The sequence below is a fragment of the uncultured Boseongicola sp. genome, from assembly GCF_937988555.1.
GTDB lineage: Bacteria > Pseudomonadota > Alphaproteobacteria > Rhodobacterales > Rhodobacteraceae > Boseongicola.
This window is the reverse complement of sequence record NZ_CALJXO010000364.1, coordinates 1-9,191: the sequence shown is the minus strand read 5'-3', so window position 1 is coordinate 9,191 and position 9,191 is coordinate 1. Positions and strand designations below refer to the sequence as shown.

The window sequence follows — 9,191 nt, the reverse complement described above, 5'->3', positions numbered from 1 at the left end:
ATGTCTTCGGATATCGTCGGACGTAACGACCTCTCCATGCGCTCCAGATAAGGCATGTGCGGCAAGAAACACGTCCATTTCCACGGGTGTCAATGTGTGGAGTCCGACCTCGTGCTCCATTTCGCGCAGCATGCTACGCAGTTCAAAAAGTGCGGAAATTTTGCTCATATGTCCGATACGCCGATAGTTTCCGCACATGGTTATCACACATTAGGGGAAGAGTGAGTAAGAAATTGTCATTCCCCATATTATCATGTTGACAATTTAAGGCGCTTGAAGCATGTGTCTAACTCTCCCTGAGTGTACGTGAGTGGTTGCCTCTAGAGTGTTTTAGAAGTTTCTGCCCCAGTTGCTGCAAGGCGACTGGGGTAATTTAAGCTGCACCGCCGCGACGTCGTTACCATTCTGACCGGAGCGTCATGGCGATCTACACTGCAGTCGCATCAGGCCGGTGCAGTCACTGGCACAAGCCGCAGTGAACGGCGGCTCTGAGCCCAATGCAGACATGTCCAGATTGCCAATCGTGCGTACGCAGAAAATGGGTCGCTGCTATTGACCCGAAAGACGCGCTGCGGTGCAGCTAGGAAAGATGGTGTATCGCGGCGGCTACAATTTCGAATGGTGTATTTTGATTGCGGCCCCTTCATTTAAGAAGATGTGATCGGGATCATCCTGGCCTTGAGCATCAAGGAGGGAGTGGCGATATGACGTATCTTGTGGGTTTGGATGTATCGGTGCAAGAGACAGCGGTGTGTGTTGTCGATGAAGTCGGCAAGGTGATCTGCGAGCGCAAAGTTCCAACCGAGCCGGATGACCTAGTTGAACTGCTGACCACGGTCGGTGGCGGTTATGTCCGGGTTGGGATCGAGGCGGGACCATTGTCGCAATGGCTGGTGAACGGACTGGCTGAGGCGAACTTGCCTGTCATATGCGTCGAAACACGGCACATGAAGGCGCTGCTCAAGGCCCAGCAGATCAATAAGAGTGATCGCAATGACGCCCGCGGGATCGCCCAGATGATGCGCGTGGGCCTTTTCAAACCGGTGCATGTCAAGACGCTAGCCGCTCAGGAACAAAGAATGCTGTTGACCAGTCGCAAGCTGCTCCAGCGCAAATTGCTCGACATCGAGTGCGACATGCGCGGCACGCTGCGCAACTTCGGCCTGAAGGTCGGTGTTGTCAGCACGAGGAATTACGAAGCGCGTATCCGCGAGTTGGTTGAAAGTTTCCCCAGACTGGCCGCAATCGTCGATCCTCTGCTGACGGTCCGGCGGGTGATGCGTCAGCAACTGGCGATCCTTCACAAGATGCTCCTCAATATGGTGCGCGCCGATCCGATATGCAGACGGTTCATGACAATGCCGGGCGTTGGTCCGGTTGTCGCACTCACCTATCGGGCATCGGTTGATCAGCCGCACCGCTTTGTGCATTCTAGGGATGTCGGCGCACATGCCGGTCTGACGCCCAAGCGATACCAGTCCGGCGAGATCGACTATGATGGCGGCATCTCCAAATGCGGTGACGCCATGCTGCGGACCATGCTCTATGAGGCGGCACAATCGATGCTCACCCATTCCCAAAAATGGTCGTGGCTTAAGGCATGGGCGATGCGGGTTGCACAGCGGCGCGGTATGCGGCGCGCGACTGTCGCACTTGCTAGGCGCATTGCCGTCATTCTCCACCGCATGTGGATCGATGGTACCGACTTCCGCTTCACCAACACCACCACCAAAACGGCCTAACAAATAGGCTGTGATCAAGAGATCTGCCTCGGCAGAATGATGTCCTCACGGGGACGACGGGTGGAGCGAGTTCGCAATGGCTGCAGATCCTGCTGCGCCCGTAGCAAGGGCGCCCGAAAGATTGAACCACTCCATCCTTCTTACCCCATCATGAGGCGGCCACGCGCCGACCTCGAAGAGAAGCACGAGCTCCGTGGCGACACATCCGCAAGGCAGATCAAGTGAAGAAGGAACATAAGATGAATTGATCAGCCCACTCTTGACATAGGCCGCGATAGAGAAGTGGACATTGGCTGCGCCGGCAGCGAGTTTTATGACCCTTATGACCGAGTTGCGGACTTAGCGGTTGTTGCGACGACAGTGCTGCCGCAATACTTTTCTACATCGGGGCTGCGTTCACCTCGATGGTGTTGAGGTCCGGGTCAAGCAGATAGAGTTGCGGAAAGCCGGCAAGACCTTCGCGAATGATCAGTACTCGTTTTCTGTCATTCTCCGGCAGGTCATCGCTAAATCCAGCCGCCTTCAAGAGCTCAACCATTCCCTCGAAGTCATCCGTCCGGAATGCGAAGTGAACATCGGCGATATCAGGTGATGTGGTAGCGCGATATGTCCCAGATTCATTGAACACGAGATGGACTTGGCGATCGTCACAACCAAGCCAGACTCCCGGTATCGGAAATGGTGGACGAGACAACCGCGTCAAATCGAAGAGACCCTCGTAGAAGGCGGCTGACGCCTCAACATCCCTAACTGGATACGACACGTGATGCAGTTGCATTTTCATCATGACAGCCTCCTCCTGAAACGACGAAATACCATGGCTGGCCGAACGAGGAAACCTTGCCGCGGGCTACACAGGGCTTCCGCCCCGTACTTACACGTCATTCGCTGCGACCATCCCCGATGTCAGCTATGCGGAGAGGCTGTGTGAAAACTCGGGATTCTTCATGATTTAGCGCCGCTCGTTTTCGGGAGTTGCTAATTTGACGGTTCAGCTCGACCAGAGCGTGCCTAAATCTGGCAATTTTTGGCATTTGTAAAAGCTTTCGATAGATTTCACACGGCCTCCGGACAAATCTGCCGTTCGTGAAAGATAATCCAAAGACCGCTTTCGGTGCTAACGCGCCAAGACCATTCACCAAACGCGCGCAGCAAGGGTTTGTATCGCCCTCTGAGCTATAGATAACAACGGTGTGAGCATTGCGACGGCCCTCAGACGAAGTGACCGCAATTTGGAAAATTGGATTGGTGCGCTTCCTACGCAAGCGTTTTGATCGTCAGATCACAACAAGATCTAGCGGTGGAAAACCGTTGAAGCCGACAGATGCATAGGTTGTGGTGTATGCACCAGTATTGCGGATCAGGACACGGTCACCGGATTTGAGCGTGAGCGGCAGGGCAACTGTGCGTTTTTCATAGAGAACATCGGCGCTGTCGCAACTTGGTCCGGCCACGATACAAGGCCCTGACGGGTCAGCATCGCGCGGTGTTTCGAACTGGTATCGAATGGCTTCGCCCTCGGTTTCCGCCAGGCCTGAGAAGCGCCCTATATCAAGATATACCCATCGGTGGATGTCACGGTCTGATTTACGGCTCACCAACAAAACCTCGGCTGCAATAACCCCTGCCTCTGCTACCATGCCGCGGCCGGGCTCGGCCATAATATGGGCGACATGAGGGAACCGTGCCTCGATCATTTCGATTACTTTGGCGGCGTAGGCTGTTGGTGCGTCAATGTCCTCGCAGTAGAAGGCAGGAAACCCACCCCCAATATTGAGCATTGTGAGAGCGTGTCCGGCATTTCTGGCCTCTGCCCAGATTGCGGCAAGTGTATCCAAGGTTGGGCCCCACATTTCGGCCCGCCTTGTCTGGGAGCCGACGTGGAGCGAAAATCCAACAGCGTTCAACCCAAGGGACTTGGCGAGATCCAACAGCCGCAAAGCTGTGTCCCGGTCACAGCCAAATTTACGCGAGAGCGGCCAGTCCGCTTGGGATACGTCCACCAGCAATCGGATGTATACAGAAGCACCGGGCGCGTTTTGGGCAAGCTTTTCCAGCTCCTCATCTGCGTCAGCGGCAAAAAGGACAATGCCCTGATTGGCAGCCCATGCAATATCCGAGGCGCGTTTGATGGTGTTGCCAAAGGATATTTCAGACGGATGCGCACCGACTTCGAGGCACATTTCGATCTCAGCGCGGGACGCGGCATCAAAACGCGAGCCGAGGGTCGCTAGGCGAGACAGAATTTGACGCGCTGGGTTCGCTTTCACCGCATAGTGAATTGTGGCGCGGCCAAGTCCAGATTTCAAAGCCCGGTACTGGGCTTCGACCTGGTTCAGATCCATAATCAATGTCGGCTTATCAAAGCTATGGGTGGCCAAATAGGCGTCAAGGCGGTCTAGGGTCGTACTGGGAATAGACCCCGCCATTGGCGAGACATGCACATTCATCGTTCATCTCCAGTAAACTCGGCCAAATAGACCGCTCAGGTTCAAGGGAGACGTTACCGTCGCTACATAAACACTTGTGTGTTGAATGCCACCGGTCAGAGGTGCGTGCGTTGGCGTCTGACGTGGTATTTGGGACAAGTTGAGATTCATTGCAAGTCGGTTTTTTTCGTGTGACACACTTTTTCATCTTGCTAGGCCGCGTCGCGTCGCCTGGTTCACTATCTTAGCTGACATTGACACGATTTGAGGTTTTTACGGGAATTTGGGATTTTCAGATTTTGGAGTTTTTCAACATAATTGGCCCGAAGCGGAAATCCGTCCTTGACCAAGATCATGTTCAGGGCCCCGCGTTCCTGCGAGATTGTTCCTATGCCGCGCCAGCGGCCACGTATCGGAACCTCTGCTAATCTGAAGGGAGCGAACCATGTATAGCAAAATTCTTATCGCAACAGACGGCTCTGACCTAGCCGGGGAGGCAGTCGAGCACGGCCTCCGACTTGCTGAATCTGTTGGGGCTACAATCGTCCTTGTGACTGTGACAGAGCCTTGGTCCCCGCTTGAGATGGCCGACGATGTCCAAGCGGGAACACTTGATGCGATTGCGGTCTACGAAGACGCAGTCGCGCGTTCGGCTAAGGCAATTCTCGAGAAGGCAGCGAACCGGGCGGCGTCAACGAGTGTGGTCTCCGAAACCCGGCACGTTAAGGATAGCAAGCCCGCTGAAGGCATCATGAACACCGCAGAGCTTGAAGAGTGCGACCTCATTGTCATGGCATCGCATGGCCGCCGCGGGCTCCAAAGGATGCTACTCGGAAGCCAGACCGCCGAGGTTATCGCTTTGAGTAAGCGGCCGGTTCTTGTCCTCCGCTAGCTCATTGCCTCACGCTCGAAGATCGAGAAGACCTCAGCGAATGGTCCTGCTTATTTGGTAGTGCATCCACGGCCCCAAATGCATCGGGACGATGGTATCGCGGGCAAGTGGTCGGTTCCCAGTCTACTACGTTGTGCAACTAGAGCGTCGCTTATCTGATCGGCGAAGGCGCCGTTTGTGAACATCCGCTTTTTTCGCTGCAATGCAACAAGTGTAATGCGGTGCGGTCGATGACTAAGGTGCCGTCACTCCCTTCCTATGGCGAAAAACGAAGGTCGGCATTGTCCGGAGGCTGTGTGAAAACTCGGGATTCTTCACGATTTTGCGCCGCTCGTTTTCGGGAGTTGCTAACTTGATGGTTCCGCTCGACCAGCGCGCACCTAAATCTGGGAATTTTTGGCATTTGTAAAAGCTCTCGATAGTTTTCACACAGCCTCTCCGCACTGCAGACATACGTGATAGCCGCATCGAACGGCGGCTTTGCGCCGCAAACCGGACTCCCGTCAGAGCCTTTTTCAGCCGTTCTTTCGGCTCTGAAACGGAACACTAATACTAACCACTCCCTGCTGGTGCGCAGTTAGCTGAGCCTTACGGCTGTACCGCTTACGGCAACCATCATCATATTTACCGAGCTGCCAGTGGAAATCGAATGGTAGTCAATATCGACAGCAATCACTGCATCCGCGCCAAGTTCGGCAGCCTTAATCCGAAGGTCATCAAAAGCCGCCTCGCGTGCCTCATCGAGCGTCTTTTGTACTGCGCCACTTCGCCCTCCAAATATATCTCTCACATTGGCGAGGACATCTCGGAAGATGTTCATCCCAAGCACAACTTCCGTGGCCACAATGCCGAGGCGTTCAACTCTGCCGACGGTGGTCTCCGTGGTGAGTATCATTCCAGAAGCTGCCGCTTTTGTGCGTACTCTGGCTTCGGTTTCCGCGCGACGGACATCATCAGTCTTGGCAGCCTCTTTACATTCCGCCTTTAATCTCTAGAAAACCAAAGCCGGTCTTTTGGCAATTTGGACACTTCGCCATTTTCATACTCCTTCGACTTGGGGTTGTTTCGCAGTCTTTGCCGAACAAGGCTCGGTCGACTTCCTCTTCGTATATCCTGTCATTGCTACATTTCTGCGGCTCAAAGCCGATAACCACATTCAGCCAAGGATGAGGGTCTTTGGCACATCAACTGACAGCTCACTGAGAGTTAACGGCGCAACGGGCGGGCGACCTCGCAGGCCCCGCTCAAGAGTTCCAGGTCGGCGCTGACAAACGGATTGCTTTCCTGTTCGGATGACTCGCGCGTTTGCTGCTGCGAGTTCTTTTGGGGTAACGGCGACGTTTGGCCCCACAACTGGCAAAACGTAAAACCGCCATTGTTCTGGGTCCGTGTGGTCAGCTACCGCAGGGTCTTCGACAGGGTGATAGCAAAGGACGAACACATCGCAGATGAAGAGGACAAGGGATTCATTGTTCTGGTGACGAAAGGCAACTGGTATCACCGCAAAGCACATGAATGGCGGCTGACAACAAAGCCGATGCAAACGACACGCGGCAAGCAGGTTGCAACCAATGATTGGCACTTCTGGAAGCCTCGACAATCGAAGCAAGGTGTGAAAACGGACGCATCTCTTAAAGCCAAGAGACTCTGTTTGCCCATGCCTGAAGGGCGTGCGGGGAATAGATGAGGAACTTCAGCCTACAAAAGGCGCATTTTTCTCTCTTCGGTCGATATCGAGAAAGCGCTTTGCGCGCGTCTGCGTATCTGTCTGGTGCGGTTGCTTTTGAAGCACCTTTGACTGCTGATGAGGGCGCTCGGCAGTTTCAATCCGAACATACTGAACGGACTTCGCTGATCTGCTAGGGACACGCTTTCGGTCTAAGATGTGCTTGGTCATAATAGCCTCCCTTCAACATTGTTATGATTGTATAATGTAGCTATTTACGCAGCCCGTGATTTACAAGGACGCTGAACCATCGGCTTCGGTCGTTTCACTCCAGAAAACACGGCGGTGGACGGGCTCAGATTGAAGCTTCGATGGGGGTGATCCAAGTCCCTTAAGCTATCCGGGCGACAACCGTCACGCGAGCTTCACGCACTTATCCCCAATTCAAAGATTTGGGCGGGAGCCTCTTAGTCTGAAAACATCGCTTTGACTTTGGACATGTCATAAGTGTGCTCAGTTAAAATTTCGGGGTCCCACTCGCTTCTTTCGGCCTCGAAAAAGTCACCGCCATAGACGTGAATTGCGCCTGTCAGTTTCGGGATGGGATTGGTGACCGAGTGAATAATGTCCTTACCGAGAGGAGCAAATTCGCCTGTTGATAGCGCACGGGCCCCGGCCGCTTCAATTCGGCCATCCGGGTCGTCCTTTACTCGACGCCAGAATATATTGTCCTCTCTGCCGCCATAAATCCCAATCACTGCCCACATTTCGTGGTTGTGGGGCATAATAGTCATTCCAGGCTTCCAGATTACATTTACAATTGTCAAATCCGCTGACTGGTAGATTGGAATAATGCCGCTTTCAGTTGGTTCACCAAGTGCAGATACCACGGCTGAAGTATCACTCATTGCTCTGCCGATGACTTCGGAAACGGCTTTGTGCGAAGCGTCCTTGTCGATAGCAGTTCGGCAGTCTGCAACGAAGTCCCCAATGTCCCACATTCGAATCTCCAATCGTTCATTTTGCGTCCCCTACGTAGCATGAAATCCATCGAATCTCAAAAGCCAGAAAATGAGTCGGCATGTTGAGTTGATGCCTTCGGATAGCTTGTGGGGCTCCCTTGCAAAAACAGAACGCGGTTCTGAAACGGAACCGTCAGCCCCGTCCATGGTTCCGAACCAGAACCCAAGGGCCTCTCATGGTTCCGAATTGGTCCCCGTCAGACCCGTTTTCGAGCGGTCCTTCGGTTCTGAAATGGAACACTAATACTAACCACTCCCTGTTAGGAGCAGGCACGGTATCAAACCTGAAGACAGCGCAAGCGTTCACCAGCGAGCAATTCCTTAATGCGTGGAAGAAAGCCGGGCGGATAATGGCAAAATTTAAACCGGCTGGCTAGCAACGGTCTCAGCCGCTCTGCCAGCCCCGGTGTAAGAGGCTGGCAGAGTCCTTAGCCACCTAGAAGGTTATCGACTGCTTCCTCAGGGAGACCCAGAATTGCTGCTGCCTCGCGAAGCATCCACGTACCGCCTGGTAGTTTTGCGACCACCTCTCGGTCTTCCCACGTTTCCCTGGTCCAAGAAACTCGGTCTTCAGGGATGAGGTCTTCTGAGCGGCCCTTACAGCCTCTTTTTTCTGCCATAACGGTTCAATAGCAGGTTTGGGTTTGGTAGAATAAAGAGAGAACCCATCTTGCGGTAGGTGTACTCATGGCAGTGCAAAAACGAACACAAAAGAGGCTATTGCCGTGAAGACGTCGCATACGGCTCTCACGGATGCAGAAGCGGTTGATAGGCTGGCGGCGAAGGTCTCAAGGCGCACACCTGGTCCGAAGCTGACGATGGACTTCGACGAGGACACAAGACATCTGACCGTCGAATTTAACCACGACGACAAGGCCGCCTGTTTTGCCCGATCAATGGTTGAGCTGGGTACGAGCGACAGTCGCGTGTTCGATGGCTTTTTCAGCCAATTGTCCGCGCTTGGCGAGTCTGGTCATTCTATTTCTGAACGGGCGACAAACTTTGCACTTGGCGTGGTTGCTTCGATTGAACCGCGCGATGAGGTGGAAGCGATGCTGGCGGCACAAATGGCTGTGACACACCAAGCCTCGATGATGATGGGGCGACGGCTCAATCACGTCACCACCATTCCCCAGCAAGATGCGGCGGAGCGCCGCGTTCAATAAGTTGGCACGAACCTACACAACGCAGATGGATGCTCTGAAGCGATACCGGGCGAAGGCGCAGCAAACCGTTCGGGTCGAGCGGGTCACAGTCCGCGAAGGTGGGCAAGCGATTGTTCGTTCGGTAAGCCATGAGGGCTTTGTCACGTTAACTCAGTTGAACCAAAATAGCCGACGCTACCCCAGATCAAGCAGCCGCAATTTCGAACCACTCAGCGAATGACCTGGCGCGAGTTTGATGGAGAGTTCGCCGGGAGACCAGATGGCGTTGCAAATT

7 protein-coding genes are annotated in these 9,191 nt (G+C 54.0%); 3 read left to right on the top strand and 4 right to left on the bottom strand.

Annotated elements, in window-relative coordinates; translation table 11 throughout:
- Nucleotides 1-704: 704 nt before the first annotated feature.
- The gene (locus Q1B15_RS21405) at nt 705-1,742 is read left to right on the top strand and encodes an IS110 family transposase (protein WP_299757833.1); all 1,038 of its coding nucleotides are present in this window, start codon (nt 705-707) and stop codon (nt 1,740-1,742) included.
- Nucleotides 1,743-2,121: 379 nt separating this feature from the next.
- Here Q1B15_RS21405 and Q1B15_RS21400 read toward each other — a convergent pair whose 3' ends face one another.
- Together Q1B15_RS21400 and Q1B15_RS21395 are read right to left on the bottom strand one after the other, a co-directional pair.
- Nucleotides 2,122-2,529 (bottom strand): VOC family protein, encoded by a 408-nt coding sequence (locus tag Q1B15_RS21400; protein WP_299757830.1) that lies wholly within the window; start codon nt 2,527-2,529, stop codon nt 2,122-2,124.
- A 490-nt stretch (nt 2,530-3,019) separates the two neighbouring features.
- Entirely contained in the window at nt 3,020-4,192 is a 1,173-nt protein-coding gene (locus Q1B15_RS21395) for a type III PLP-dependent enzyme (RefSeq protein WP_299757828.1), read from the bottom strand.
- Between the two features lie 424 nt (nt 4,193-4,616).
- Here Q1B15_RS21395 and Q1B15_RS21390 point away from each other — a divergent pair, with 424 nt between their 5' ends.
- Nucleotides 4,617-5,063, top strand: coding sequence for a universal stress protein (locus Q1B15_RS21390; protein ID WP_299757826.1), 447 nt, complete (start codon nt 4,617-4,619; stop codon nt 5,061-5,063).
- Nucleotides 5,064-5,640: 577 nt separating this feature from the next.
- On the opposite strand, the gene Q1B15_RS21385 is transcribed toward Q1B15_RS21390, so the two are convergent.
- Together Q1B15_RS21385 and Q1B15_RS21380 are read right to left on the bottom strand one after the other, a co-directional pair.
- Nucleotides 5,641-5,958, bottom strand: a complete 318-nt coding sequence (locus tag Q1B15_RS21385) for a heavy metal-binding domain-containing protein (protein WP_299757824.1) — start codon at nt 5,956-5,958, stop codon at nt 5,641-5,643.
- A gap of 1,238 nt (nt 5,959-7,196) precedes the next feature.
- A complete protein-coding gene (locus tag Q1B15_RS21380; RefSeq protein WP_299757822.1) occupies nt 7,197-7,730 on the bottom strand; it encodes a hypothetical protein in 534 nt (177 codons plus the stop codon).
- 746 nt (nt 7,731-8,476) lie between these two features.
- Between Q1B15_RS21380 and Q1B15_RS21375 the strand changes: the two genes are divergently transcribed.
- Entirely contained in the window at nt 8,477-8,917 is a 441-nt protein-coding gene (locus Q1B15_RS21375; protein WP_299757820.1) for a hypothetical protein, read from the top strand.
- Nucleotides 8,918-9,191: the final 274 nt, after the last annotated feature.

What these genes read in the sequence shown, in the direction of transcription:
- Q1B15_RS21405 (WP_299757833.1), top strand. Translation starts at nt 705, where the DNA reads ATGACGTATCTTGTGGGTTTGGATGTATCGGTGCAAGAGACAGCGGTG.
- Q1B15_RS21400 (WP_299757830.1), bottom strand. Translation starts at nt 2,529, where the DNA reads ATGATGAAAATGCAACTGCATCACGTGTCGTATCCAGTTAGGGATGTT.
- Q1B15_RS21395 (WP_299757828.1), bottom strand. Translation starts at nt 4,192, where the DNA reads ATGAATGTGCATGTCTCGCCAATGGCGGGGTCTATTCCCAGTACGACC.
- Q1B15_RS21390 (WP_299757826.1), top strand. Translation starts at nt 4,617, where the DNA reads ATGTATAGCAAAATTCTTATCGCAACAGACGGCTCTGACCTAGCCGGG.
- Q1B15_RS21385 (WP_299757824.1), bottom strand. Translation starts at nt 5,958, where the DNA reads ATGATACTCACCACGGAGACCACCGTCGGCAGAGTTGAACGCCTCGGC.
- Q1B15_RS21380 (WP_299757822.1), bottom strand. Translation starts at nt 7,730, where the DNA reads ATGTGGGACATTGGGGACTTCGTTGCAGACTGCCGAACTGCTATCGAC.